The 26,941-nt window shown below is 71.6% G+C and carries 24 protein-coding genes; 15 read left to right on the forward strand and 9 right to left on the reverse strand.

Going from position 1 to position 26,941, the window contains the following annotated elements; translation table 11 throughout:
* Window positions 1-192: 192 nt before the first annotated feature.
* Complete coding sequence (locus AB0N27_RS09455) at window positions 193-1,596, reverse strand: hypothetical protein (protein WP_364366172.1); 1,404 nt, start codon at window positions 1,594-1,596, stop codon at window positions 193-195.
* Between the two features lie 184 nt (window positions 1,597-1,780).
* Between AB0N27_RS09455 and AB0N27_RS09460 the strand changes: the two genes are divergently transcribed.
* The gene (locus AB0N27_RS09460) at window positions 1,781-2,011 is read left to right on the forward strand and encodes a CDGSH iron-sulfur domain-containing protein (RefSeq protein ID WP_112587484.1); all 231 of its coding nucleotides are present in this window, start codon (window positions 1,781-1,783) and stop codon (window positions 2,009-2,011) included.
* Between the two features lie 90 nt (window positions 2,012-2,101).
* Here AB0N27_RS09460 and AB0N27_RS09465 read toward each other — a convergent pair whose 3' ends face one another.
* From AB0N27_RS09465 to AB0N27_RS09475, 3 genes are read right to left on the reverse strand one after another with little or no spacing between them, the layout of a single operon-like run.
* A complete protein-coding gene (locus AB0N27_RS09465) occupies window positions 2,102-3,208 on the reverse strand; it encodes an iron-containing redox enzyme family protein (protein ID WP_364365635.1) in 1,107 nt (368 codons plus the stop codon).
* A 49-nt stretch (window positions 3,209-3,257) separates the two neighbouring features.
* The gene (locus AB0N27_RS09470; RefSeq protein WP_364365638.1) at window positions 3,258-5,012 is read right to left on the reverse strand and encodes a thiamine pyrophosphate-binding protein; all 1,755 of its coding nucleotides are present in this window, start codon (window positions 5,010-5,012) and stop codon (window positions 3,258-3,260) included.
* Complete coding sequence (locus AB0N27_RS09475) at window positions 5,005-6,129, reverse strand: Vms1/Ankzf1 family peptidyl-tRNA hydrolase (RefSeq protein WP_364365641.1); 1,125 nt, start codon at window positions 6,127-6,129, stop codon at window positions 5,005-5,007. Before AB0N27_RS09475 ends, AB0N27_RS09470 begins: the two co-directional genes overlap by 8 nt.
* 142 nt (window positions 6,130-6,271) lie before the next feature.
* Between AB0N27_RS09475 and AB0N27_RS09480 the strand changes: the two genes are divergently transcribed.
* Window positions 6,272-6,820 (forward strand): hypothetical protein, encoded by a 549-nt coding sequence (locus tag AB0N27_RS09480; protein WP_357986956.1) that lies wholly within the window; start codon window positions 6,272-6,274, stop codon window positions 6,818-6,820.
* 48 nt (window positions 6,821-6,868) lie between these two features.
* Window positions 6,869-7,729 carry an alpha/beta hydrolase gene (locus tag AB0N27_RS09485; protein WP_364365645.1) on the forward strand — a complete coding sequence of 287 codons (861 nt, stop codon included), beginning with the start codon at window positions 6,869-6,871 and terminating at the stop codon, window positions 7,727-7,729.
* A gap of 39 nt (window positions 7,730-7,768) precedes the next feature.
* Here AB0N27_RS09485 and AB0N27_RS09490 read toward each other — a convergent pair whose 3' ends face one another.
* The gene (locus AB0N27_RS09490; RefSeq protein WP_364366175.1) at window positions 7,769-8,107 is read right to left on the reverse strand and encodes a DUF3817 domain-containing protein; all 339 of its coding nucleotides are present in this window, start codon (window positions 8,105-8,107) and stop codon (window positions 7,769-7,771) included.
* A gap of 153 nt (window positions 8,108-8,260) precedes the next feature.
* Between AB0N27_RS09490 and AB0N27_RS09495 the strand changes: the two genes are divergently transcribed.
* Window positions 8,261-9,739, forward strand: a complete 1,479-nt coding sequence (locus AB0N27_RS09495) for a glutamate--cysteine ligase (protein ID WP_364365648.1) — start codon at window positions 8,261-8,263, stop codon at window positions 9,737-9,739.
* 174 nt (window positions 9,740-9,913) lie between these two features.
* Complete coding sequence (locus AB0N27_RS09500; RefSeq protein ID WP_364365651.1) at window positions 9,914-10,924, forward strand: LD-carboxypeptidase; 1,011 nt, start codon at window positions 9,914-9,916, stop codon at window positions 10,922-10,924.
* Between the two features lie 69 nt (window positions 10,925-10,993).
* On the opposite strand, the gene AB0N27_RS09505 is transcribed toward AB0N27_RS09500, so the two are convergent.
* The 4 genes from AB0N27_RS09505 to AB0N27_RS09520 all read right to left on the reverse strand — a co-directional run bounded on the left by AB0N27_RS09505 (window position 10,994) and on the right by AB0N27_RS09520 (window position 15,158).
* Entirely contained in the window at window positions 10,994-11,380 is a 387-nt protein-coding gene (locus tag AB0N27_RS09505; protein WP_357986947.1) for a DUF2267 domain-containing protein, read from the reverse strand.
* 132 nt (window positions 11,381-11,512) lie between these two features.
* Window positions 11,513-12,823 (reverse strand): alpha/beta fold hydrolase, encoded by a 1,311-nt coding sequence (locus tag AB0N27_RS09510; RefSeq protein ID WP_364365655.1) that lies wholly within the window; start codon window positions 12,821-12,823, stop codon window positions 11,513-11,515.
* A gap of 184 nt (window positions 12,824-13,007) precedes the next feature.
* Window positions 13,008-14,180, reverse strand: coding sequence for a zinc-dependent alcohol dehydrogenase (locus AB0N27_RS09515; RefSeq protein WP_364365658.1), 1,173 nt, complete (start codon window positions 14,178-14,180; stop codon window positions 13,008-13,010).
* Window positions 14,181-14,207: 27 nt separating this feature from the next.
* The gene (locus AB0N27_RS09520) at window positions 14,208-15,158 is read right to left on the reverse strand and encodes an SRPBCC family protein (protein WP_364365661.1); all 951 of its coding nucleotides are present in this window, start codon (window positions 15,156-15,158) and stop codon (window positions 14,208-14,210) included.
* A 249-nt stretch (window positions 15,159-15,407) separates the two neighbouring features.
* Between AB0N27_RS09520 and AB0N27_RS09525 the strand changes: the two genes are divergently transcribed.
* From AB0N27_RS09525 to AB0N27_RS09570, 10 genes are all read left to right on the forward strand, one after another.
* A complete protein-coding gene (locus AB0N27_RS09525) occupies window positions 15,408-15,776 on the forward strand; it encodes an SCP2 sterol-binding domain-containing protein (RefSeq protein WP_364365664.1) in 369 nt (122 codons plus the stop codon).
* A gap of 5 nt (window positions 15,777-15,781) precedes the next feature.
* A complete protein-coding gene (locus tag AB0N27_RS09530) occupies window positions 15,782-17,839 on the forward strand; it encodes a glycogen debranching N-terminal domain-containing protein (RefSeq protein WP_364366178.1) in 2,058 nt (685 codons plus the stop codon).
* Window positions 17,840-17,903: 64 nt separating this feature from the next.
* Entirely contained in the window at window positions 17,904-18,362 is a 459-nt protein-coding gene (locus tag AB0N27_RS09535) for a hypothetical protein (RefSeq protein ID WP_364365667.1), read from the forward strand.
* Window positions 18,363-18,446: 84 nt separating this feature from the next.
* Window positions 18,447-18,839, forward strand: coding sequence for a hypothetical protein (locus AB0N27_RS09540; protein WP_364365670.1), 393 nt, complete (start codon window positions 18,447-18,449; stop codon window positions 18,837-18,839).
* A 107-nt stretch (window positions 18,840-18,946) separates the two neighbouring features.
* Window positions 18,947-20,260 (forward strand): helix-turn-helix transcriptional regulator, encoded by a 1,314-nt coding sequence (locus AB0N27_RS09545; protein WP_364365673.1) that lies wholly within the window; start codon window positions 18,947-18,949, stop codon window positions 20,258-20,260.
* A 222-nt stretch (window positions 20,261-20,482) separates the two neighbouring features.
* Window positions 20,483-21,106, forward strand: a complete 624-nt coding sequence (locus AB0N27_RS09550) for a TIR domain-containing protein (RefSeq protein ID WP_364365676.1) — start codon at window positions 20,483-20,485, stop codon at window positions 21,104-21,106.
* Window positions 21,103-23,505: a hypothetical protein gene (locus AB0N27_RS09555; RefSeq protein ID WP_364365679.1), complete on the forward strand. Its 2,403-nt coding sequence runs from the start codon at window positions 21,103-21,105 to the stop codon at window positions 23,503-23,505. The genes AB0N27_RS09550 and AB0N27_RS09555 overlap by 4 nt, the downstream gene beginning before the upstream one ends.
* The gene (locus tag AB0N27_RS09560) at window positions 23,505-24,353 is read left to right on the forward strand and encodes a hypothetical protein (protein ID WP_364365682.1); all 849 of its coding nucleotides are present in this window, start codon (window positions 23,505-23,507) and stop codon (window positions 24,351-24,353) included. Before AB0N27_RS09555 ends, AB0N27_RS09560 begins: the two co-directional genes overlap by 1 nt.
* Window positions 24,350-25,570 (forward strand): OmpA family protein, encoded by a 1,221-nt coding sequence (locus tag AB0N27_RS09565; RefSeq protein WP_364365685.1) that lies wholly within the window; start codon window positions 24,350-24,352, stop codon window positions 25,568-25,570. The genes AB0N27_RS09560 and AB0N27_RS09565 overlap by 4 nt, the downstream gene beginning before the upstream one ends.
* A 19-nt stretch (window positions 25,571-25,589) precedes the next feature.
* Entirely contained in the window at window positions 25,590-26,918 is a 1,329-nt protein-coding gene (locus AB0N27_RS09570; RefSeq protein ID WP_364365688.1) for a hypothetical protein, read from the forward strand.
* Window positions 26,919-26,941 lie beyond the last annotated feature (23 nt).

Raw genomic sequence — 26,941 nt, forward strand, 5'->3', positions numbered from 1 at the left:
GATCGGGAAACCGGTCGTGCGCGTGGTCGAGCCACGCACCGGGCCGGAAAGTGGGTCAGTGACTGGGATGCCAGCGGGCGACAACGCCGTGCACGCAACGCGATGAAGGCGTCGCAGCCAGCGATGTTCCCGCTCCGTAGGTACTCAATCACGGGACCCCGGGTTCGCGAGGATGTTTCGGCGTCCTCCTTCTCAGGAGACCAGCAACCCCTGGTGGCGGCCGCTGTCGCGGAGCGTGGACAGGGCCTCGACGGCCCCCAGAGGGGGCGGCGCGGGCAGGTCGTACGGCTGGGAGCGGAGCACCTCGGTGGCCCGGCGGGTGGGCACCGACGTGACCGGGTAGCCCCGGGCCGAGGTGCGGTCCAACGCCCGACGGCGGCGACCGAACCCGGCGACCGCCAGCCACTGCGGCAGGCCGGCCAGGGCGGGCGAGCGCACGCCTGGCGGCTCGGGCAGCACGTCCACCGAGGTGAACGCCTCGCTGCCGGCCAGCCACCACTCGGCCTCGTCGACGCTGCGCCTGGTGGCGTTCTCGCACCAGTACGGCACCAGCCCCGCCCGCACCACCTGCCACGGATCGAGCAGCCGGCCGCACTCCACCACCAACCGGTCACCGGTCTTGCCGGCGCCCCGCAGCCACCGCCGGTACAGGTCGGCAACCCCCGCGCTGAGCGCCGCCGGACGGGGTACGAGCACCCGGTGCAGCGGGTGCTCGCGGCGGGCCGCCCAGTCCCGCGCGGACAGCTCGAAGCCCGACTCGACGCCGTGCTCGGCGTAACCGGACGGCGCGGACACCTGCGGCGGTTCCCACCGGGTGGCGTCGCCGCCGACGGAGCGCAGCACCTGGCGCAGGGCGTGGCTGTCCGGGTGGAAGTCGACCGGGTCCAGCCCGCTGGCCGGGCAGCCGACCTGGAAGCTGTGCCGGGGCGCGTGCTCCAGCACCGGCCAGGTCCGCACGTCACGGACCAGCACGACCGGGGCGCCCGGGGCGAGCCGGTCGGTCAGGAACTGCCCGTACGCGGCCGGTAGGGCCTGCCATGCGGCGGTCAGCGACACGGTCGCCCCGGTCAGGGATCCCCGGCTGGCCGGGCAGTGCACCTGGCGCAGGTGCAGGTCGGGGTTCGCGGCGAGCAGCCGGGTGGCCAGTGCCGCGCCGTGCTCCAGCGCGTCCGCCGGGCGGTCCACCGCGCCGTCGGACCAGTGCGCGGTCATCTCGAAACCGGCCGGGAGCCACGGAACGCCGAGGGCCACCGCGAGGTGTGCCACCGCGCCGTGCGGCGAGCCGATCAGCACGCCGGGGTAGCGCCGCCGGGGGTACTGGTCGACGAACCAGCGGGCCACGCGGGCGGCGTCCACCTCGTCGACCTGGGTGGCGGTGAGGGCGACCCGCCCCGCGGCCCGGCTGACGGCGGCCCGGCGGACCGGCTCGGGTGTGCCGGGGAACCGCGACATCGGCCCGGGGTGGCCCAGGTCGGCGCAGTCCGTGCCGTTCAGCGCGCGGGCGGTGGCGGCGACCAGCACCCGGGCGGCGCTGCCCACGGCCACGACCCGGTCGCCGGCCAGACCGGCGCCGTCGGCCGTGAGCCCCTTGCGCACCTTGTGCACCGGCCCCACCTTGCCTCGTTCGCTCACCACGCGGCCCGGCTTCCCGTCCCGATGGGGTTCAAACGGGGCATCACCCTCCCGGCGGCACAATCCGCTGGTCGGGGGGGTGCGCCGGTCATCACCGGCGTTCGGTCCCTCGGGTTTCGGGCCGGCCAGGGCGGGCACTTCCGGGGCCATGCGCACCGACGACACCAGCGAGCCCGCCGCCGCCACGATCACCCCGTACGAGGACGGACCGCTTCTGGTCCGCGGCGACTTCGCCCTCGTCACGCCCGACGGCGAGCGGATCGACGCGCGCCGGGGCACGGTTGCGCTGTGCCGCTGCGGCAAGTCGGCGCTCAAGCCGTTCTGCGACGGCACCCACAAGGCGATCAACTTCCGGGCGGGCACCACCCGCGAGGGGTGACAGTGGGTCGTCGCCGCCCGGGTCACACCGCGCAGGGGCGGGGCAGCCCGCACCTGACACGGCGAATCCAGCGTGGTGAGCCCTCCGGGCTCAGACGAGCGCGGTAGGGGCCGGCGGAGCCATCGGGGTCGCCGCCACCAGCGGGACGGTCGGCGGCAGGGTGGGCGGGGTGGATGGCACGGTCGGACGCAGGGAGCTGCGCCCGGCGGCCCAGCTGTCCAGCAGGTGCGCGGCGAACAGCCGGTCCACCGCGAGGCCGGCCGCCGCGCCGAACAGCACGTCCGGCCCCAGGGCCGGTTCGGCGCGGACCAGGCCACCGCACATGTCGTGCGCGGCGATCTGCTCGTGCACCGCGTCGGCCTCGACGTGCTCGTCGTAGAAGCCGGTGGCCACCTCGTCGAAGCCGAGCCGGCGCAACCCGTTGCCGTAGCGGCGGTTGGGCAGCGAAGAGGTCATCTCGAAGGCCGCCAGGTGCCCGAGCACCGCGCCGCGCAGGCGCCGGTGCAGGCCGAACAGCGACATGAGGTTGTTCGTCGCCAACGTCACCGCGGGCACCGCGTCCACGTGGGCGCCGTACCCGGTGTCCAGGTCCAGCCGGTCCAGGGTGCGCCGGAACAGCTCGGAGTGCATCCGGTCCAGCCGGCCGTTGCCGTACTCGTCGGTCTGGATCTCCACGAGGGCGGCCTTGGCCTCGCCACCGAGGCGGGGCAGGGCCCAGCTGTGCGGGTCCGCCTCGCGCAGGTGGTAGACGGAACGGTGCACGACGAACTCGCGGAACTGGGCGAGGTCGGCACGCCGTTGGAGCGTCGCGGCCAGCGACGGCCCGTCGTCGGATGCGACCAGCTCGGCCAGCCCGGCGGCCACTCCGGCGGCCGGCACCCGCGGGGAACCGACCAGCCGGCGCAGCGCCGCCTCGAAGGGCCGTTCGGCGCGGGCACGCAGGCCCAGCAGTGTCGGCTGCCACTCCCAGTCGTCGTCCACGCCCCGCCAGCCCCGGTAGTGCAGCTCGTAGCAGAGGAACAGGGTCAGTTGCAGGTCCTCGTCCGTGAGCGGGTCCTCCGGGTCGAGGTCGGCGCCGAGGCTGGCCGGCAGGTCGTGCGGGGCACGCCGCAGGGCATCGGTCACCGCCGCGGACAGCGGACCGCGCGGCTGCGGTAGTGGTGCGGGACCGTAGCGGCGGTCGGCGGGCTCCGGCATGGGACCTCCAGCGTCGTCGGGCCGCTTCTGATGCCCCTGATCAGGGCCGCTAAACGACATCCTGCGCGGCGACAGTGCGTTCGGTCTGTTCCCGTACCTTCCGGGCCGCCGCCCCGTCGGCGTACAGGCCGCGCAGGTCGGCGAACGCCGGGTCCGGCGGCGCCAGCGACACCGCCGGGTCCACGACCGCCTCCAGTACGCAGGGACGGTCCGCGGCGAGGGCCTCGTCCCAGGCCGCGCCGACCAGTTCGGGCCGGTCCACCCGGACGCCGTGCATACCGAGCAGCCGGGCCCAGCCGGCGTACGGCACGTCGGGTCGACGTCGGGTCTGATCGTTCGACGGCTGCCGCCCGCCGCCCATGCCGTTCTGGTCCCGGTTGTTGAGCACCAGCACCACCAGTCGAGGGTCGCGCCACCGCTGCCAGTGGTGCGACACGGTGATCAGCTCGGCGAGCCCGTTGAGCTGCATGGCGCCGTCGCCGGCAAGTGCGACCACCGGCTGGTCGGGTGCGGCCAGTTTGGCGGCCACCGCGTACGGCAGGGCGCAGCCCATCGAGCCGAGGGTGCCGCACAGTTGCGCGTTGACACCGGGCGGCAGGACGAGGTGCCGGGCGTACCAGTAGAGGACCGAGCCGACGTCGACGGCGACCGAGCCGACTCCCGGCAGCCGGCTGGACAGCTCCTGGAGCACCAGCTGCGGGTTGATCGGTTCGGCTGGCGCGGCGGCCCGCTCGGCGGCGTCGGCCCGCCAGCGGTCCACCGAGTTCTCCACCGTGGCGCGCCACTGCGGGTTGGGCCGGTCGGGCACCCGGGCCAGCAACGCCCGCAGGGTTTCGGCGGCGTCGCCGACGAGCGGCACGTCGGCCGGGTAGCGGGTGCCGATGCGCCGCCCGTCGATGTCGATCTGCACCGTGCGGGCCTGTCCCGGCATCGGGAAGTAGTCGGTCCACGGGTCGTTGGTGCCGACCAGCAGCAGCGTGTCGCAGCCGCCCATCAGTTCGGCAGCGGCCGGGGTGCCGACCTCCCCCAGCACCCCGGCGTGGAAGGGCAGCCGTTCGTCGAGGACCGGCTTGCCCAGCAGCGAGGTGGCCACCCCGGCGCCGAGGCGGTCGGCCAGCTCGACGATCTCCGCGGCCGCGCCCCGTCCGCCCTGGCCCACGAGGATCGCGGTGCGCCGGCCACCGCCGAGCAGCTGCGCGGCGGCCTCCAGGTCCACCTCGTGCGGCAGGACCCGGGCCAGCGGCTCACCTGGCGTCGCCGAGATCACCCCGACGGCGCTGGTGTGCAGGTCGGGCACCAGGGCCTCCTGCAACTGCCGGGGCAGCACCACGCAGGTCGGGCTGCGGGTCGCCGCCGCCGTACGGAATGCCTGGTCCAGCAGCCCCGGCACCTCCTGCGGGCTGCGACCGTAGCGGACGAACTGGTTGCACACGTCCGCGAAGAGCCGACTCAGCCCGATCTCCTGGTGGGCGCCGCCGAGCGGTCCGGAAATGTCCTCGCCGACGATCGCGACCACCGGTTTGCTGTCCAGCTTGGCGTCGTACAGGCCGTTGAGCAGTTGGACCGCGCTCGGCCCCTGGGTGGCCAGGCACACGCCGATGCCGCCGGTGAACTTGGCGTGCCCGGTCGCCATGAACGAGGCGGTCTCCTCGTGCCGGGCCGGGATGAACGCCGGGTCCCCGCCGGTCCGCTCCAACGCCTCCACGAGGGGGGCGATCGCCTCGCCCGGATAGCCGAACACGCGGGGCACCCGCCAGGCCAGCAGCCGCTGCACCACGAGGTCGGCCACGAACCGCTCAGCCATTGCCGCGCCCGGGAGTGCCGGGATCGACGTAGCGCAGGACCGCCCCGACGCCGTCGGCGAGTTCGGGCGCCTCGTCCGGGCCCAGCACGGTCAGCGCCGCGTCGGTGCCGACGAGGGCGCGGACCAGCGCCGCGTCGGCGCGTACCCGCTGCGGGTCGGTCACCGACATGGCGGCCAACTGCCCCGGGTCGACGGCGATCTCGGTGGGTTCCGGACCGATCCACAGCTCACCGTTCGCCGACGGGTCGTCCACGATGAGCATGGTGTCCACCTGGTTGCGTTGCAGCGCCGAGACGACCGCGTCGAGGCCGCCGCCGACGTCCTCCTGCACACCGAACTTGTCGAGCGTGGCGGCGATGCGCTGGTCGGCGACCTCCGCGATGGTCTGCACGGTGAGGTCGTCCAGCAGCGTCTGGTCGGCACCGCCGGCGCGGGAGCCCGCGTCGGTACGCACCATCAGGTCCTGCCAGCGCTCGGGCATCTGCGCGGCGATCACCCCGGTGGCCCGGACGTCGCCGGCCACCACCACGACCTCCGCGCCGACCTTCTCGGCCAGTTCCACGGTCGCCGCGGTGACGTCGCCGGCGTTGTGGTGCCACGCCTCCATGGCGGCCTTCTGGTGGTGCGACTGGGACCAGCCGCCGGGCTGCACCCGCCGCAGCGGGAAGGTCTCCCGGCCGACGACGTGCGCCCGTCGGGGCACCCCGCCCGCGCTGATGGCGACCGCGTCCGCGCCGGTGCGGTCGGCGAGCACCCGGACCCAGGCCACCTGCTCGCCGCGCTGGGCGAGCAGCGGCATCACGTGCGGCAGCGGGCCGTAGTGGGCCAGATCGCGAAGTGGCGGCGCGGACAGGTACTCGGAGAGCACCACCCGGCCGTGACTGGCGAAGACCGCGATTCCGTAGTCCCCGACCATCGGGTCGTGGCCACGGACCACGCGGTCCAACGCGGCGATGCTCGCCTCGTCGGCGCCCTGGTCGGCCAGGCTGCGTTCGAGGGCACGCCAGCGCAGGGCCAGCGCCTCGTGGGCGTCCTCCGTGTCGGCGGAGGCGTCCACGTACACCGAGCACCACGGCCCGGGACGGTCGTAGAGCGGGCGCAGGAAGGACAGCTGCATGCTCGACCCCTTTCCAGCTCGGCCCCCCGCTTACCCTGCTCGCCCGGGATGTCACCTCGCCGCCGTGAGCCCGTGACCAGGTTTCATTCACGTCGTTCAACCGAGGACATCGATACGATGAGTGAACGGACGCGGACTCTCGGTGGTGGAAATGGACAGCGGACTCGATACCCGACGCATCGTGCACCCGACGGAGCGGATCGTCACCGGACGGTTGATCCGCCTGCTGGACGGCTACACCCGGGAGATACGCGTCGGGCAACCGGTGCTGGTGGCAGTACTCGCCGCGGCGGCGATCGCCAGGCTGCCCGCCCTGCTGCTGCGCACGCTGTTCTCCTTCGGCGGGGGCGGCACCCGGCGACGGTGGAAGGAGCTGAAGCAGGGTCCGGAATACCTGGTCACCCCCGTACGGCTGCGCAACACCGCAGGTCAGCTGTGCGAGGTGGAGCTGCACGGCCACCTGCCGCAGAGCGCGCTGCACCCGGCGGACCACGTGCAGCTCACCCTGCGCCCGCAACGCGACCCGGATCTGCCGCCGCGCATCGAGCGGATCGTCAACCTCACCACCGGGCAGCTGCTGACCCCGCGTACCGCGACGCTCTGGTCGCACCTCGGCCCACCGCTGCTGTTGCAGGCGGTGCTGGGCGCGCTGCTGCTCACCGGCATCGTGGCGTGTTCGGCGCTGACCTGACCGGCCCACCGGGTTTCCGGGCCCGCCCCGGCGGGCACCGGCCTCGGCATGTTCCCCGGTTTCACGCTTGAGGAGATCGACGTCGGTCCGGTGCGCCTGCGGGTGCGCCACGGCGGGTCCGGCTCACCGGTCGTGCTGCTGCACGGCCATCCCCGTACCCACACCACCTGGCACCGTGTCGCGCCGCTGCTCGCCGAGCGGCACACAGTGATCTGCCCGGACCTGCGCGGCTATGGGGGTTCGACGAAGCCGGCGGAGACCGCCGACCATTCCGGGTACGCCAAGCGGGCGATGGCGCGCGACGTGGTCGCGCTGCTCGACAAGCTCGGCCACGAACGGGCCGCAATGGTCGGTCACGACCGCGGCTCGTACGCGGCGATGCGCACCGCGCTGGACCACCCGGACCGGGTGAGCCGGCTGGGCGTGCTCGACGGGATCCCGATCGGCGTCGCGCTGGACACCTGCGACGCCCGGTTCGCCGCCCGATGGTGGCACTGGTTCTTCCTGGGCCAGACCGACAAGCCGGCGGAACGGGTGATCAACGCGGACCCGGACGCCTGGTACGGCGGCTCCCCCGCCGAGATGGGCGAGGAGGCGTACGCGGACTACTCGCGGGCCATCCACGACCCCGCGACGGTGCACGCCATGTGCGAGGACTACCGCGCCGGCCTGGGGCCGGACCGGGCCGCCGACGACGCGGACCGGGCCGCCGGGCGGAAGATCGGCTGCCCGGTGCTGTTCGTGTGGTCCGAGCGCGACGACATGGTGGAGCTGCACGGCGACCCGGCGGCCATCTGGCGGGAGTGGGCCGACGACGTGCGGGCCGCCTCGGTCGACTCGGGTCACCACATGGCCGAGGAGGCGCCGGAGGCCCTCGCCGCCGTACTCGCCGACTTCCTGGGCGACTGAGCGTTCAGCGCGACCGACCGCTCCGCTCAGGCGCGCCGCTCAACCGACCGGGGCGGGCTCGCGCTCCGGCACACGCTCGGTGCCGAGCATTCCCCGGCGGCGGGCCCAGCGTTCGAAGATCACTGTGGCGAACGGCGGCACCGCGCTGGCCAGCGCCACGAACGTGACGGGCAGGCTCCACCGGCGCAGCCGGGCCACGGCCAGCACCAGCAGGCCGTACGCGACGAACAGGCCGCCGTGGATCGGGCCGAAGATCTTGACGCCCAGCTCGTTGTCCGGCGGGCCGTACTTGACCGCCATCCCGACCAGCAGGGCCAGCCAGGAGCACGCCTCGGCGATCGCCGCCGCGACGAACAGTCGGGTCACCTTCTCGCGCATCCCCACGCCACCACCTTTCGGGGCGCAATGCTATCGGGGCGCTCCGGCTGGGCTATCGGGGCGGGCAGCTGGGTAGGAAGAGACCATCGGGTCTTCCCCCGCCCGCCGGGCCGTGCGAGGTTGGGAGGAACCAGCGGTGACAGGGTGGTGACCATGGGCGAGGACGTCGGCGTACGAACCTTCAGTCGGGAGGACCGGGCCCGCTACCGCGAGAAGGTCCGCCTCTGCCTCGACGTCTTCGCCGAGATGCTGCGCGAGTCGCGCTTCGACATCGACCGGCCGATGACCGGGCTGGAGATCGAGCTGAACCTGGTCGACGACGCCTCGATGCCGGCGATGCGCAACGCGGACGTCCTGGCCGCCGTGTCCGACCCGCTGTTCCAGACCGAGCTGGGCCAGTTCAACGTCGAGATCAACGTGCCGCCGAGGCGGTTGACCGGCACCGGCACCGCGGCCTTCGAGCAGGACGTGCGGGCGAGCCTCAACGCCGCCGAGGAGAAGGCCCGGTCGATCGGTGCGCACATGGTGATGATCGGCATCCTTCCGACGCTGCGCCCGGAGCACCTGACCGCCGAGACGCTCTCCGCGAACCCCAGGTACGCGCTGCTCAACGAGCAGATCTTCGCGGCCCGTGGGGAGGACCTGCCGATCGCGATCAGCGGGGTGGAGCGGCTGGCGGTGACCGCCGACACGATCACCCCGGAGGCGGCCTGCACCAGCACCCAGTTCCACCTCCAGGTCAGCCCGGCGCAGTTCGCCGACTACTGGAACGCCGCCCAGACGATCGCCGGCATCCAGGTCGCGGTCGGCGCGAACTCGCCGCTGCTCTTCGGCCGCGAGCTGTGGCGCGAAACCCGCATCCCGCTGTTCCAGCAGGCCACCGACACCCGGTCGGAGGAGATCAAGGCCCAGGGGGTACGCCCCAGAGTCTGGTTCGGCGAACGGTGGATCACCAACGTGTTCGACCTGTTCGAGGAGAACGTCCGCTACTTCCCGGCGCTGCTCCCGGTCTGCGACCCGGAGGACCCGGCGCAGGCCCTCGCCGCCGGTGAGGTGCCGAACCTCGCGGAACTGCGGCTGCACAACGGCACCGTCTACCGGTGGAACCGCCCGGTGTACGACGTGTCGCGGGGCCGGCCGCACCTGCGGGTGGAGAACCGGGTGCTTCCGGCCGGCCCCACCGTGCTGGACACCATCGCCAACGGCGCCTTCTACTTCGGGTTGGTGCGCGCCCTGGCCGAGTCGGACCGGCCACTGTGGTCGCAGATGTCGTTCAGCGCCGCGGAGGAGAACTTCACCAGCTGCGCCCGGTACGGCATCGACGCGCAGGTGTTCTGGCCCGGCCTCGGCTACCTGCCGGTGACCGAGCTGGTGCTGCGTCGGCTGCTGCCGATGGCGCATCACGGCCTGGACCGGTGGGGGCTCGACCCGGCTGAACGGGACCGGCTGCTCGGCATCGTCGAGCAGCGCTGCCTGACCGGCCGCAACGGCGCGACCTGGCAGGTGGAGACCCTGCACCGGTTGGAGTCGGCCGACCACCTGGACCGTCCGGCGGCGCTGCGCGAGGTGGTCCGGCACTACGTGGACCTGATGCACAGCAACCGGCCGGTGCACGAGTGGCCGATCCCCTAGGCGCCCAGCGTCCTCTGTGGACCCCCTGACGAATCGAACATCGTCGTAGGCTGTGGCAACTCGGACATCGCTCTGCTGACGATGAAAGGGACGCCTGTGGCCACTTCCGGAACAGACCCCACCCCGACAGAGATTCCCGCGCGAGCACCCCTGTCCCGTCGACACGTACTGCGGATGGGAGCTGCGGCCGGCGGCGCCGCCGTGCTCGTCGGCAGCGCCCAGGCCGCGCCCGCCCAGGCCGCTCCCCGTGGCGCGAGGCGCGTCCTGCGGGCACCGGCGCTGGCCCCCGGCGACCGGGTGCGGGTCGTGTCGCCCGGCAGCACCCCCGACCCCACGAACATGGCCCGCGGCATCGAGATCCTGCGCAGCTGGGGCCTGGAGGTCGAGCTGGGCAGGCACGTCTTCACCAGGTACGGCTATCTGGCCGGCACTGACGCGGAGCGGCTCGCCGACCTGAACGCCGCGCTCAACGACCCCGGAGTCCATGCTGTCTTCGCCGCTCGCGGCGGTTACGGCACGCAGCGGATCGTGGATCGGATCGACCTCTCCGGTCTCCGCCGGGATCCCCGGGTGGTCGTCGGCTTCAGCGACATCACAAGCATCCACGGCAAGCTGTGGCGTGAGACCGGGCTGGCCACCTTCTACGGCCCGATGGTCAACTGGAACGACAGTCGCACCGGCCCCGAGTCGGCCGAGGCGCTACGCAGGGCGGTGATGACCACCGCACCCGTCACGATCACCAGGGATCCGGCCGAGACCGCCGCCTCCGTCGTGGTGCCGGGACGGGCGTCGGGGCTGCTGCTCGGCGGCTGCCTGACGTTGATCTCCACGTCGCTCGGTGCGGGAGACGCGCCGGACTTCGACGACGCGATCCTGTTCTTCGAGGACGTGGACGAGGCTCCGTACAGCATCGACATGATGCTCACCGAGTTGCGCCGGATGGGCGTGCTGCGCAGGGTCGCCGGGGTGGTCATCGGGCAGATCACCAACAGCGTCGGTGAACCAGGCGAGTGGGACGCGGCGTCGGTGCTGAAGGACCGCCTGTACGACCTTGGTGTGCCGGTCCTGGGCGGGCTACGACTGGGGCACGGCGACGGGCAGCTCACCGTTCCCCTCGGCGCGAGGGCCACGATCGACGCCGAAGCCGGGACCCTGACGGTGGAGGCCGGCGTCCGCCCCCGCTGACCGTGCGGCTCGACCGGCGCGCCAGCGGGGACCGACCCGTCATCCGCGCCGGTCGTGGCGTGGCGGTGCTCAGCCGCGTGGGGTGGGCACGCCGAAGAGGTCGATGATGCCGGCGGGCAGCTGGGCGAGCAGGTCGTGCCGCTCGTCGTCGTCGAGCGCCTCGGCGACGGTCCGCAGCACCGCCTGGGCGTGTTGACGCACCTGGTCCGCGTTCGCGACCTGCTCGCGGTCGCCTACGTGTTTGAGGAACTCGCCGACGTCCCACCGGCGGCCCTGCGGGTTGCGGGTGACGGATCCGTCCAGCGGATCCGGCAGCTGTGCCGCCAGGTGGTCGGCCTCCTGCCCGGCGAGTCGTTCGCCGAGCACCGACAGGACGGCCTGTACGGACCGTACGGCCTCGTTCTCCCCCAGGCCGGCGCGCTGCCGGACCGTGGCGATCATCTGCTCGTACTCCATGATCCGCTCCCTTCCGTCTCCGCGACCGGCGGTCGGCCTGCCGGCGGACGAACAGGGCGGGTTCCCCGGCTCCCTGAGCACAAACGGGGTCACGCGCCGACCCGGACGGTCCGGCCGGGAGCCGGCAGGGCGTCAGATCTCGTCGCGTACCAGTCGGATCAGCCGGTCGAGGACGCGGCCTCCGCTGACCCGCAGACCGTCATGCTCGTACTCGTTGGTGATCCAGGGGCGCAGGCCGCGCACCGCCCGCGCGGTGGTCTCCGAGTCGGCGGTGTCCACGTACATGTCGTCGTGGTAGATCGCGGCGGCGACCGGCACCTCGTTGCGGGCCAGCTGGTCCGGGTCGTACAGGTCAGGCCAGTCGGTACGGCGGGCCAGCAGCTCCGCCGTCTCGCCCAGCGGGGCCAGCGCCGGATCGGTGGCGACGGTCCACGGGTAGATCATTTCGCCGGTCAGCAGCACCGGTCGGTCCGCCGCCAACGCCCGGTCGGCGTCGAACTGCGGGAACTCGGCCCGCACCGTCTCGGCCGCCCAGCCCGTGGCGCGCGGCGTCACCGAACGCTGGCCGTAGATCGACTCGTGCAGCAGGGCGTAGAGCGGGCGGCTCGCGTACGACAGGTGGCCCTGGATCTCGGCGAGGAAACTGTCGGAGAGCTGCCGGCCGGGCATCCCGGGCAGGAAGGCGTCTTCGAGGAGGTAGTGCAGGGTGTGCGAGCCGTTGCCGGTGCCCAGCAGGATGCCGATGGCCTGGAACGCCTCGACGGTCAGCAGTCCACCGCCGGGCAGGCGCACCTCCCGCTCCCGCAGGTACCGCGCGACGTCCCGGATGATCTCGACGTCCTGCGGGTAGCGGGCGTAGTGCGCCTCGACCTTGCGCCGCACCCGCGGGTAGGCGGCCCGGTAGACGTCTTCGACGGTGCTGCGCAGACCGGGCAGGCCGCCGGTCACGAAGGCCTCGCGGACGCCGTGCGGCGCGTACGACAGGTAGGTGAGGGTGCAGAAGCCGCCGTAGCTCTGGCCGAGCAGACTCCACCGGCCGTCGTCGCCGAGAAGGTCCCGCCGGATCAGTTCGCAGTCCCGCACGATCGAGTCGGCTCGAAAGTGCGCCAGGTACCGGGCCTGGGCGGCCGCGTCGCCGCGCGGCGGCAGGGTGTGCCGGTCGGCGGGGGTCGAGCGGCCGGTGCCCCGCTGGTCCAGCAACAGCACCCGGTAGTCGTCCAACGCCCGGTCCAGCCAGCCGTCCCGGCCCACCGGACGGGGTGAGCGGCCACCGGGGCCGCCCTGGAGGAAGAGCAGCCACGGCAGCGACTCGTGTTGCTTCGCGGTGGCCACGACCTCGCGGGCGTACACCTCGATCCGCTCTCCGGCCGGGTCGCCGTGGTCGAGCGGCACCGGGAAACGGTGGTCGGTGATGACGGTGCCTGGGTGGCGGTAGACCGGCACTGGTGTCCCCTTCCCGGGGATCACGTCCCGGCGAGCGCTTCGGGCGGCGGATCGTCGCGCAGCCGGCTGTAAAGATACCCGTCGCGCCACCGGCCGGCCCGGAACTCGCAGGCCCGCACCACACTGGCAGGGCTCGGCAATGGTAGTGAGTGCCCTCTGGAACTGACGCGCCGCACCGCACCGATCAGACCGAGAGCAGCACCTTCGTACAGTCGTCCTGCTTCTTCTGGAAGATCTTGTAGCCCTTCGGGGCGTCGCGCAGCGGCATCCGGTGGCTGACGATGAAGCTCGGGTCGATCTCGCCGCGCCGGATCCGGTCCAGCAGCGGCCGGGTGTAGCGCTGCACGTGGCACTGACCGGTTCGCATGATCAGGGACCTGTTCATGAAGGCGCCCATCGGGAACTTGTCGACGAAGCCGCCGTACGCGCCGACGACCGAGACCACCCCTCCGGATCGGCAGGCCAGGATCGCCTGACGCAGCGCGAACGGCCGCTCGGTCTCGGTCCGGGTGGCCTGCTTGGCCCGGTCGTACGCGTACATCGCGGCGTTGCCGTGGTGGCCCTCCAGGCCGACGGCGTCGATGCAGGCGTCCGGCCCCCGGCCGGCGGTCAGCTCGTTGAGCGTGTCGAGCACGTCGTCCTCTTCGTAGTTGATCGTCTCGGCGCCGGCGTGCTGTTCGGCCAGCCGCAGCCGGTACGGGTACCGGTCGATGACGATCACCCGCTCGGCACCGAGCAGCCGGGCGCTGGCGGCGGCGAGCAGCCCGACCGGCCCGGCGCCCCACACGGCGATCACCTGGCCGGGTTTGATGTCGCACATCTCGGCGCCCATGTAGCCGGTCGGGAACACGTCGGCGAGCATGACCGCCTGCTCGTCGGGGACCTCGTCGGGCACCTTGAGCGGGCCGACGTCGGCGAACGGCACCCGCGCGTACTCGGCCTGGCCGCCGGCGTACCCGCCGAGCAGGTGGGAGTAGCCGAAGATGCCGGCCGGCGAGTGGCCCATGATCTTCTCGGCGATGCCGGCGTTGGGGTTCGAGTTCTCGCAGACCGAGTAGAGGCCACGCTGACACGAGGAGCAGTGCCCGCAGGCGATCGGGAAGGGTACGACCACCCGGTCGCCGGGTTTGAGATTGCGTACCTGCGGGCCGACCTCCACCACCTCGCCCATGAACTCGTGGCCGAGGATGTCGCCCTTGCGCATGGCGGGGATGTACCCGTGGTAGAGGTGCAGGTCGGAGCCGCAGATCGCGGTGGTGCTGATCCGGACGATGGCGTCCCGCGCGTTCATGATCGTCGGGTCGGGCACGTCGATCACCTTGACGCTGTCGGTGCCCATCCAGGCGGTGGCCTTCATCGTGGTCCCTTTCGACGGTCGGGCGGGTCAGCGACGGGACGCCGGCAACGGCTGCGCGGGACGCTGCATGGCCTGCTGGCGTACGGAGATGCCGTTGGGGCTGCCCTCGGAGCGGACCACCTCGCCGGCCTCCAGGACCTGCTTGAACCGGCGCAGGTCGTCGCGGACCTGCTGCGCGGGCTCCTCGCCGAACATCTTCGCCACAGTCCGACCGAGCGCCCCGGCGGGCGGCGCGTAGCGCAGGTGCACCCGCACCTCGGTGCCCCGGTCGCCGGGGGCGGGCACGAACGCGACCCGCCCGGCGTTGGGCACCCGGCTGCCCGGCAGCGAACGCCAGGTGATCGACTTGTTCGGCTGGTCGTCGATGATCTCGGCGTCCCACTCGACGCGGTGGCCGGCCGGGCCTCGGGCGATCCAGTGCGAGCGGCGCAGGTCGTCGGCGTGCACCGACTCCAGGTGCGCCATGAACCGGGGCAGGTTCTCCATGTCCCGCCAGAACCGGTACGCCTCGGCGGGCGACCGGTTCACCGTCACCGCGATCCCCACCCGGATCATCCGGGACCGGGCCCGCAGGGCCCGCCCGAGGCGTACGGCCGCCAGCATGTCGACGGCGGTGATGCCAGCGATGGCGACGGTGGTCAGCGCGACCCGGCGGCGACGTTCACCACCGCGGTCGGCGAGTGCTCGTCCGAGCAGCGTGAGGTCCATGGCGTCACCGGCCACCCTGCTCCAGGCCCAGCCGGCGGGGCGACGGCGGCTGAGCAGCCCGGCGGCGCTGCCCAGTTCACGCAGGCCGACGGCTGGGAGCACGGCCCGCGCGGCCGGGGAGTCGTCCACCCCGGTCAGGCGCGCGAGGGGTCCGGGGGCGACCAGGGCGCCGACGCCCAGGGCCAGGCTCAGCAGGCCGAGCGTCCTGGGCAGCGTCGTCGACACCGGCCCGTCCAGCTCCGGCAGGAGAACAGTGTCGGTACGGCTCATGCCCGGTCCCTCCCGGTGGACGTGCCCGCCGGCCAACCGGCGGAGCGGCGGCGGTCCGCCGCCCCCGTGACGCTATGTCGTACACGGGACGTGTGTGCCCGGTTCGGGGCAGAACAGCCGATGTGGGCAGGTTCCGCGGGTTGATCCGCACATTCGGCGAGGGCCGGGAGGCACCGGTCGCCGGGACGAGTTAACAGTGACCGCCGCCGGGTAGCCGACAGGCGCTTCTGCCGTCGCCGGGAGGTCGGGATGACTGCGACAAGCATGTTCTTCGAGCGGCTGACCGATGCCGGCGAGGATCCACGCTTCAGCAAGGTGTGTGGGAGCGTCCGCTTCGACATCCGGGACGGAGACCACCTCGACCAATGGTTCCTGAGTATTGATCACGGCCGGATGCGGGTGACGAGGAGCCCGGATCCCGCCACCACCGTCATCCGGGTGTCCGCGCAGGTCGCGGACGCGATGGCCCGCGGCGAGGTGAACGGCCTGGCGGCGATCACCCGGGGGGAGATCCTGGTCGACGGCGACCTCGGCCTGGCGTTGCGGATCGGGCGGTTGTTCCCGCGAGCGCCGGAGGCGCCGGCGCCGAGCGGTCCCAATCCGGGAAGACCACGATGAGGGACATCCCGGGCACGGTGTCGTGTATCGACGGGAACACGTTCATCGTGTCCGACGCCAGCGGCGACGTCGAGGCGTCGGCCTCCACGCCGGTCGGCCTGTTCTCCGCCGACACGCGCTTTCTGTCCCGCTGGGTGCTGACCGTCAACGGGGAGCGGTTGACCGCGCTGTCCGTGGACGACAGCCAGTACTACGAGGTGACGTTCTTCGTCGTGCCGGGCGGGGCTGTCGACTACGTGCAGGCCGACGTGTCGGCGATCCGCCGCCGGCGCATCGGTCCGGACCTGACCGAGTCCCTGACCTTCTTCAACTACGGCGACCATGATCTGGACCTCGACGTACGGCTCGAGGTGGTGGCCGACTTCGCCGACATCTTCGAGATTAAATTCGACATCGAGGACAAGGTCGGCAGCTACTACAGCGAGGTCGAGCCGGACGAGTTGCGGCTCGGCTACCGGCGCGGCACGTACCACCGCCAGGTTTCTCTGACGGCGAGCGAGCCGGCCACCTTCGACCCTCGCGGCCTGCGGTTCACCACCCGACTCGGCTCCGGTCAGCAGTGGTCGACCCGCTTGCACGTGGTCATGCGGGCGCTGCGCCCGGACGGCGTCGACCTGCGCACACCCCTGCGGCTGCTGCGCCCGGACGAGTCCACACTGCCCGACAGCGTCCGCGAATGGGTCGCCCAGGCCCCGACGCTGGACACCGACAGCAGCAGCCTCCAGCAGGTGTACCAGCGCAGCCTGGTGGACCTGGCGGCGCTGCGCTTCTCCCCGCTCTCGCTCAGCGGCGCCGCGGTGCCCGCCGCCGGCCTGCCCTGGTTCATGACCCTGTTCGGCCGCGACAGCCTGCTGACCTGCCTCCAGACCCTCGCCGTCACCCCGTCGCTGGCCCCGCCGACCCTGCGGATCCTGGCCTCCCTGCAGGGCGCCCGCACCGACGACGTCCTGGAGGAGGACCCGGGCCGGATCCTGCACGAGCTGCGCTACGGCGAGTCGGCAGCGTTCGAGGAGCAGCCCCACTCCCCCTACTACGGCACCGTCGACGCCTCACCGCTGTTCGTGGTGCTGCTCGACGAGTACGAACGCTGGAGCGGCGACCGGGCGCTCGTCGTCGAGTTGGAGCAGGAGGCCCGCGCCGCCCTGGAGTGGATCGACAGGTACGCGGACCTCAACGCGACGGGCTACGTCTGGTACGAGCGGCGCAACCGCGCCACCGGCCTGGACAACCAGTGCTGGAAGGACTCCTGGGACAGCATCTCGTACGCCGACGGACGGCTGCCGGGCTTCCCCCGGGCCACCTGCGAAACCCAGGGGTACGCGTACGACGCCAAGATCCGAGGCGCGCGGCTGGCACGTACCGTCTGGGGCGATCCCGACTACGCCAACCGGCTGGAACGTCAGGCGGCGGCCCTGTACGAACGCTTCAACGAGGACTTCTGGCTCGACGACCGGGGCTACTACGCGCTGGCCCTGGACCACGACGGCACTCCCGTCGACAGCCTCTCGTCGAACATCGGGCACCTGCTGTGGAGCGGCATCGTGCCGCGCGAGCGGGCCGCGCAGATCGCCGAACACCTGATGGGCCCGGCGCTGTTCTCCGGCTGGGGTGTGCGGACGTTCGCCGAGGGGCAGGGCCGCTACAACCCGCTCGGCTACCACACCGGCACGGTCTGGCCGTTCGACAACTCGTTCATCGCGTGGGGCCTGCGCCGGTACGGGTTCAGCGCCGAGGCGGCCCGGATCGCCGAGGGCATCCTGTCGGCCGCCACCTACTTCCAGGGCCGACTGCCGGAGGCGTTCGGTGGCTTCGACAGGCACACCACCCGCTACCCGGTGCGGTACCCGACCGCCGGCAGCCCACAGGCCTGGTCCAGCGGCGCGTGCATGCTGCTCATCCGCACGATGCTCGGCATCAACCCGCACGAGGACCACCTCGCCGTCGACCCGGCGCTGCCGTCCGCCTTCAATCGGATCGCCCTGCTGGACATCCCGGGCCGCTGGGGGCTCACGGACGCCTTCGCCCGCCAGCGCCCCGACCAGCCCGGCGGTCGGGCGACGTAGACGGGCCCAGAAACTTTTCCGGTCGGATGGCAACGTTTCCGGTCCGGGAGGCCTGTCACCAGGTATGAGCCTCTCCTTCGGACGCCGCGTTCTCGTACCCGCCGCCCTCGTCGCGGTCACCGCCGCCGGCTGCGCCACCGGTCAACCCGCCGCCGGATCATCCCCGGCGTCGCCCGGCACGGTCGCCGCGCCGACCACCGTCAGCCCACCGCCGGCCACCGTGACCTCCCGACCATCGGCACCGGCGGCGACGACAGCCTCGGCGACAGGCTGCCCGGTCACGGCCGCGACGCTGAACCGGGTGCCCGGCCTGCCCGAGGGCTACCGCATCAACCCCGACCGGGTGCAGTGCTGGAAAGGCTGGGCCACCGGATGGGACCCCGACCAGCAGGGCGACGGCGCCTACCTCTTCCGCCACACCCCCACCCACGGCTGGCGCATCCACAGCCAAGGCAGCTCCTTCTCCTGCACCGACCTCGGCATCACCATCGACCCCAACGACCCACCCGGCATCTGCTCCTAGACTCGCAGCCCACGGGGCATCCTGGATCTCGTTGATCCGTGAAGGTGGATGGCTTGGGTTGATCGCGACTGACACAATCGTGCAGTGGCTGAGGAAGCATATCTGCAGATGATCCAGTCCGTGATCACCCGGTTGTCGACCCAGTCAACTGCGGTGAAGACCTGGTGCGTGACCGTGACCGCGGCACTGCTCGGGTTCGGCGCAAAGGCAGACACCATCGTCGTGGTGTTCATCGCGTTCTACGTCATTGTCGCCTTCGCGGTCCTCGATGCCTACTATCTCTGCCTCGAACGCGCGTACCGTGCCCTCTACCGCGATGCTGTCGGCCAGACGACAGCCAGTTGGATATTGACCATTGAGAGGACGCGAATTGCCGATGTGGCCGGCGCACTCCGCAGTCCGTCTATCGTTCTGATCTACGGATCGTCCGTCCTGGCGATTCTTGGCGTCGGCCTCTACCTCGCGTTCACCAGATGAGCCGAACCTGTTCGCCGACCGGTTGAAGTCTCTCGCTCCCGCTGCACGGTACCGATACCGTTGCCCTCACACTTCCCCGAATGCGCGACGGAAACGGGGTGCCAGCCATGGAACAGCAGCCGACCGGTCTGCATAATTTCGGCACAGAGCTGCGTCAGCGCCGCCTGGCGGCGCAACGCTCGCTGAGCGATCTCGCCCGAGGGATCAATTACACCAAGGGTTACCTCTCGAAGCTCGAGTCCGGACACAAGAGGCCGAGCCATGAGGTGGCTCGTCTCTGCGACGCGTTCCTCGCCGCCGACGGCGCCCTGCTCCGGCTCGTCTCGCCACGCCGCACACCCGCGACCGGTGACGACGACTCCGGACCGGATGGGAGGGACGAGGGATTGACCATTCACACACGCCCGGACGGATCAGGCGAGTTCCAGGCGATCAGCCGACGCACGTTGCTCGCCTCCGGGACGGTCGCGATGATGTCCTGGACCGCCGGGCCCATGCCCGTCACGGCGCGTACCGAGATCGTCCACGATGGCCTCGACCCGTACCGACGACAGTTGGCCAATCTCCGTGCGCTCGGCCAGAGCAGCGCTCCGGCGGAGGTCTTCCCGCAGGTCGCCGCCGCGGCGAGCGCTCTGCGGGGACGCGGCGCGCGGGCATCTGGGCCCGATCGGGCTCGCGCGTTCCTGCTGGCCTCCCGCTTCGCCGAGTACGCCGGCTGGATGGCCCAGGAGAACGGCGACGATCGGACCTCCACGTGGTGGACGACGCTCGCTGTCGACCTCGCCGAGGCCGGCGACGACGCCGACATGAGCGGGTACGCCTCCGTGCGTGCCGCCGAGATCGCGCTCTACCGGCAGGATGCGGTAGGGGTACTCGCCTCTGGTCACGAGGCGCTGGCCCGGGCGACCGGCAGGCGGGTCCGCGCCTTCGCGTGGCAGCGCATCGCGCAGGGGCATGCCCTCGCCGGCGACGAGAACGCCTGCCTGCGCGCGCTCGACCAGGCCGAGGAACTGACCGATCCCACAGGCGAACAGGCGGCCGGGGAAACCCCGCCCCTGGGGTCGAGCACCGTCCGCAGTCCCCTGCCGTTCGTCCGGGGATGGTGCCTCCTGGACCTGGGTAAGCCGGCCAGAGCGGCCGAGGCGCTCATGCCGGAGTTCGAAGCGATCCCATCTGAGGCGTTCCGGGCTCAGGCCCGGTACGGTGCCCGACTCGCGCTGGCGTTGGCCAGCGTGCGACAGCTGGATCACGCCTGCGCGGTGGCTGAGCGGACGATCGCCGCGGCCCATCCGGTCGACTCGGCGACCGTCCGGGTCGATCTGCGCCTGTTGAAAAGGACCCTCGGTCGCTGGCGCGACGTCGCGGAGGTCCGCCGGGTGAACGACGACCTGACCCTCGTCCTGCACTCTGGCGGAAAGTAACCCCCGGCGTAACCCTCGGTGTCCCGTTGTCCGACCAAACGGTGGAGGGAAACGCCATTGCTTTGCCGCGGCGTTCGATGAAACTCTGATTCGCAACCAGCGACATTCGCTTGAGTGACGAACCTGCCGCTTTTTCCGCACCCCTCGCGCCGCTGCTTCCACGACGATGGCGTCGCATACGCAGCGCCGAATACGTGCGGTCCCAGCCGAGAGGCGGACTGAATGACTGGCGTATTCATCAACTATCGGACCGGCGACGGACAGGACATGGCCGCCCTGCTCAACGAGCGACTGCGGGACGTGTTCGGCAAGGAACGGGTCTTTCTCGACTCCACGGGGTTGCCGGCGGGGCAGCAGTTTCCGCGCGAGTTGAAGGACCGCCTGCGAGACAGTCGCGTCCTGCTCGTCCTCATCGGTCGGCAATGGCTCGACCTTCAGGACTCCGAAGGAAACCGCAGGATCGACAACCGGAAAGACTACGTACGCTACGAGATCCGTAAATCCATCAAGTGGAAGAAGATCGTGCTGCCGGTGCTGCTCGACGGCGCCTCCCTGCCGAAGGCGCAGGACCTTCCCTCGGACATCGCCGACCTGACGGAGTTCCAGTTCCGACACCTCCGGTCCCGGGAGGCGGACAACGACCTCGCGGAGATCGTCGCGGTCCTCCGCGAGCACATCCCGGTTCGGCAGCGGCCGGACCAGGGGGGCACCAGCACGAACACGACGAACTCCGCGAAAACCAATCGAGGCGCCGCAGCCGCCGGAGACAACGCTTCGGCCACCTACAACGACAACCGTTCGAGCCCTCGCGGCAGGCGACCGGCGCAGCCCTGGGAGGACGAGTGAGCGACGTGCCTGACACTCCCGACCAGGCCGCCAACGGCCACGTGACGGGCACTGCGCCGGAGAGCCCGGAGCAGCCTGCGGCGGAGCCCGCCGCCCCGAGCGCCGCCGAAGGGCCACGGGTGCCCGTCCAGCGTCTTCCCGAACTGCCGCCCGGCCCGACTCCGAACGGTTCCACAGGCGGTGACAACCGCACCGATGCCCGGGCCGACAAGACTGACGTGGCGGTGGTCGGTAGGCGCGCGGACGAACAGGTGGCCGAGCGGATCCGGGAGGGCTTCGACGCCGGGTCGACCGAGGGAAAGAAGCCGAGCGCCCCGGGTGCCGCGGACGATGGCGACCGGGCCGACTACGACCCCGAGGAGCAGAAGCAGCGCGAGTGGTTCCAGCGGAACCAGAGCAAGACCGGTCGGGGAGCCTCCGCCTCCGGTACGAATGCCCGCGCCTCCTACTACGACCGGAGGGTCTACCACGTCTCCTACGGCGGACGGAACTTCACCGTCCAGTACGGATTCTTCGGCGCCCGGTACGTCACCGCCCAGGTGCACACCTACGTGCCGGTACCCGGCTTCGCCGCGATGCGGGAAACGCTCAACGAGGAGCATCTGGTGCGGCTCTGCGGCGACGTCGGCAGCGGGCGCAGGACCACCGCGGTCAAGCTCCTCGGCGAGGTCGGCTGCCAGCCCGACCGGATCGGCACGGTCGAGGTCGACGACGACCTGATCTTCTCGGTGCTGGCGGAGGACTGCGAGATGCAGGCCGGCGACGGTCTCATCATCGACCGTGCCGGCCGCCCGATGCGCGACGGGGCGGTCGATGCCCTGCGGCGGCAGGCCCGGGACGCCGGCGCCTTCGTCGTGATCCTCGACGACCGCAAGAGCGCGGTCGCCGAGGCGACCTTCACCCACGAGCACCCCGACTACCAGCAGGTGTTGGCACGCCATCTCCAGGCGCGGCTCGACACGAACCGGGCCGCCGAGCGCCCGAAGGGCGCGGAGCGTCCCGACCGGACCCGACAGGCCGCTGTCGTCGAGCATCCGGCGGTGGCCCGCCGGATCCGACTGGCCACGTCGGTCTTCCACGTCGTCCGACTGGCCGAATTCCTGGAGGGCTACCTCGTTCATCCTCCCGGCGGCGATGAGAACGACGATCTGGAACGGGCGCTTACCGAGTGGGACAACCAGTCCCGCGAGCTCGCCAAGAAGATCCTGGCTGCCGCCGACGACTCCGACGAGACACAGCCGGCCCCGCGGCGTCAGGCGTTCCGGATCGCCTACGCGGTCTTCGCCGGTCACCCGTTGTCCAACGTCTTCCTCGCCGGTGAGCTGCTCAGCAAGCAGATCATGCCGCTCTACGAGACCCGTGAAACCCCACCGGACCGGCTCATCTTCGACGGGAACGTGGATCAGCTGATCCACCCGTCGATGGTGGCGTCGGTGCGGGACGACAACCACCGGTCCGGCCCACGCTGCGCGGAGCTGACCGACGACACGCTGATTACCGCGATCCTCGATGTCGCCTGGCACGACTACGACGCGTTGCGCGAGCCCCTGATGACCTGGTTGACGGTGCTCGCCGGAAACCCGTCCTGGAAGGTGCGGCTACGCGCCGCGCAGATCACCGGGATTCTCGCCGGGTTCGACTTCGAGCAGGTCTACCGCTCACTGATCCTGCTCTGGGCACGGTGGCAGGCGAGGTACCGACGTTCGGCGGCGTTCGCGATGGACATGGCGTATGTCGACCGGAACCTGAGCAAACGCGTCCGCGGGCGGGTGCACGACTGGACGCGCAGCCCGGATCCGTTGCTCCAGGACACGGCCGCCCGGGTCTACGGGATGCGGTTGGGGCAGGAGGACGTTCCCGCGGCCATCCGAGAGCTGACCCGGATGGGTCGCCAGCCCGAGCTGGCCGCCAGCAGCTCGGTCGCCGCCGCCATGAGCACGCTGTTCCTCCTCGGCGCCACCGACCAGGTCATGGACGAGCTGGCGAGCTGGATCGCCTCCTCGAACGAGTACCTGCCGCAGCACGCCGTACGGAGCCTGGTGATTCTCGCTCAGCAGCCGGGCAGCGCGGAACGGCAGGGCTGGCCGGCCCTGCCGGAGCTGGCCGAGCATCGGCGGGGATGGCAGCGGGCGTTGGTCAGCCTGTGGCGCAACGCGCTCACCAACGCCGAGACGTCCCGCCGCGCCTGGAATCCGATGCGGCGGTGGCTGCTCGCCGCCGATCAGGACAAGGACCTCCGTGCCCTGGTCGAGGCACTGGCGATGCAGATCTTCGCCGACCCGCTCGACAGCCGGGCCCGCTTCAATCTCCGGATCTGGCGCAACCGCCATCCGGACGCCGTTCTCATCACCGCGCTGCTGGACCGACTTACCCCCGACCCCGACGCAGGGAGCAACTGATGGCGAGGACTGACGGCTTCTTCAGCCGTATCTGGAAGGCGCTCACAGGAGACGATGTCGAGGTGTCGACCCCTCGCGGGCCCGGGGAGGTCTACGAGCCACCGGCGATCGACACCCCCGTCGTCGTGCCGGCGCGGGGCGACGTCTACGACTTCCACGTCTTCGTGCAGTTGCGCTGGGACAGCCCGTCCCGCCACTTCGACCTCGACGAGATCGAGGATGAGTCGGCCGCCTACCAGGACATCGCACGGCAGCGGACAACGCAGGCGGTGTGGCGTCACGCGCGGTCACTCGACCCTCTCGACCCGGCGGGTGCCGAGAAGCTGCTCAACGAGGTGCTCGCCGGGGGGTTCTGCTGGCCCAAGGCGAACCCTGACCTGCGCTGCCGCCCGTCGATCCGGGTGACGATCGACCCGCGGCTGCGGGAGCAGAAGGCCCCGCTCGAGCTGCGACGTATCGAACAGCAACTGGCGATGGCGCGTGACGAGATCGTCCGCGAGCGCACCGAGCGGTGGCTGCACGGATTCCAGGAGCTGGAGCAGTTCCGTGACCTCGGTAAGGACGAGCGCCAGTTCCTGGTCCCGTTCGCGGCGAGTCTGGTCGACGCGGATCTGGCGAGGGTGACGAGCGCGCTGGCCGACGAACGACGGTCCCGCTACGACGAGCTGGTCGGCGTACTCGCCCAGGCGGTCCGCGATCACGAGCGCGTCGGTCTGTTCGAGTTCGCGAACGCGTACGACAAGGCCCTTCGCGCGTTCTGTCGGCAGATGGGCATCGACCTGGGCAAGTGGCACCTCGCCGACTTCGGTGAACCGGTCGAGCCGCAGGAAGCGGGGACGGCCCGATGAGCGGCGCCAGACGGAGCGCCTTGCTGTGCGCCGTGACCCTCCTCGCCGCTCTGCCCGTCACGACCGGTTGCCCGCCGCCTCCGAAGAAGCCGACGTGCGGCTGGCTGGCGGAGTCGCCGGAGCCCGGGGCCGGGCGGCTGGCCGTTCTCGTCGATGTCTCGACGTCGACCCGGTCCGCGTCCGGTCTCGGTTCCCCGGACTACCCGACCGCGCTTCGCGGCAGGCTCGAGCAGGCGGTCGGGGCTCAGCGGACGGTCGCCATCTCCCCGTTCAGTGGCCCGTCCGGCAACCTCAGCCTGACCACCCGGGTGACCAACTGGAAGGAACAGGCGACCAACCCGAAGAACCTGGAGGGCAAGCGGGACGACGCCGCCGACTGCCTGACCGATGATGTCCGTCAGGCCCGGCAGACGACGCCCGGCCCCGGCGGCACCGATGTCCTGCGCGCGATCACTCAGGCCGCCGCCTGGCTGCGTGCCGACCCGAAGGCTCCCACCCGCGAGTTGGTGGTGGCGACCGATGGCCTGGTGACCCACGGCTGCGCTGATCTGGCCCGCTCGACGTCCCGGGGCGAGCAGGAGATCGACGCGATCGTGACGGAGTGCCTGAAGGGTGAACTCGGCGGCAATGACCTGGATGGCATCACCGTCACCATGGTCGGCGTCGGTCATCCCAGCGCCGACCAGCCGATGCCCAGCACCGCTCAGGCCCGCTGGCTGAGCGACCTGTGGGCCGCGCTCTGCGGGGCGGCGGGTGCGACCGGCACGCCGGAGGCGGTCGCGGTGCCTGACACCGACACGGCCGGCACCGTTCCCGCCCCCAACGAGAGCGTTCAGGACCCGCCGGTGCGGCTCGGCACCGACGCGGTGGCCTTCTCTTTGTCCGCCGCCCTCTTCGACACCGGCGGGTGGACGTTGCGCCCCGAGGCGGCTCCGCTGCTGACCGCGATCGCGGTGCAGATCAGATCACGTCCCTACACACGAGTCGTGGTCCAGGGGTACGCCGATCCACGGGGTGGGGACGTGGACAACCAGACTCTGTCCGAGAACCGGGCGCGGGCCGTCGCCGACGCGCTCGCCGCCGACGGGGTGCGGTCACCGCAGCCCAGGGGCATGGGGGCGACCAGGACCTGCTTCAACGGCACGCCGGTCCCGGCGACCGAGACCTCCGACGCGGGTCTGCAGTGCCTGCGCCGTGTCGACATCACCGCGAGCTGACGACTCTGTGAGGGATCCCATGACGGACGGCAGCATTCAGACAAACGGCCGCACGCCCAGATGGGTCGCTCCCGCATCGTGTGCCGGGGCACCCGCCGACCCGATCGGGCTCGGCCCGACCCGCTACGAGGAGAACCCGGACGACCTGGAGGCGGCCGCGCTGCTGCGGGCGTTCACCGCCGGCAACGCCTCCATGCGGCAGTCCCAGGAGCCGGTCAACTCCGCTAGCGCGGAGGTGGTCGCCCGCTACCACGCGGCCCGGACCCGGATCGATCAGGTCGACCGGTTCCGAGCCCGGGGCAGCGTCGTCGAGGCCCTGGACGACAACGACCGGGTGGTACGGAGGCACGCCGACGACGGCCCCGAGGATCGCCGCCGGCGGGCCATGCATCCGCGCCTGCTCTGGTTCGTTCTCGGCCTCTCCGCCCTCTTCGACGCCTCCTTCATCGGCAGCCTCATGCAGCAGATCTTCGACGTGGACTGGAAGCATCCGCTCTTCTACTTCGCGTACCTGCCGGGTGTCGGCATCGCGGTCTGCCTCTACGCGGCGGGCGTCGAGTTGGCGACGCACCTGCTGCGGCGGCGGCAGCGGCTGAGCCGGCGGCGGGAGCTGCCGCCGCTGAACCCCGCCGTGGCGCTGCGCCGGCTCTTCTGGGACTGGCGGCCGGAGAAGCTGGAACGCCGTGACGACGACCTGCCGTGGTCCCGGCTGCCGGGACCGGTCCTGTTCGGCGCGCTGGTTCTCGGTCTGCTCGGCGTGGCCGCGCTGGTCCGGGCCCAGTCCGAGGCCGCGGAGTTCGAGTGGCTGGCGGTCTACCAGCCCGCCTTCGTGGTGCTGCTCATCCTGCTGAGCATCGGCGCCATCGCGGTGAAGGTGCAGTCGCACAACCCGTACGCGGACAGCAGCGAGCACGCCGAGCGCCGGATCGCCGACGCGGAGAGTCGCGCCGACCGGCTGGTCCAGGAGGCACGCGATGCGGTAGCCGCACACGGACAATCCTGGGATGCGCTCCAGTCCGCGATCTCCGCGGCGACGGCGACGGCCCGTGAGGTCGTCGAGGAAGCCTGCGCCGTGCTGCTGGAGAGCCGATCGCGCCGCAGGAGCCGGGAGGACCTCAAGCTCGCTCTGCCGCTCGTCCGTCTCTCGTGGCCCGCGGAGGACGGGTCCGTACCCCGCGGCGACACCCAGTTGCCCGGCCTCGACCTCGGCCTTCTCGACTACGCGACGAAGGCCGCGGAACGATACCGGCCGGAGGGCCTGGAGGGCCGCCTGCAAACGGCTGTCGACAAACTGAACAACCAGTTCGAGTCGACCCCCGTCACCACCGACGATCCAGCTCCCGGGTGACCGCTCTGCGCGGCAGCGGCCCG

Origin of the sequence: Micromonospora sp. NPDC093244 (assembly GCF_040683695.1) — a bacterium.
Classification (GTDB): Bacteria; Actinomycetota; Actinomycetes; order Mycobacteriales; family Micromonosporaceae; genus Micromonospora.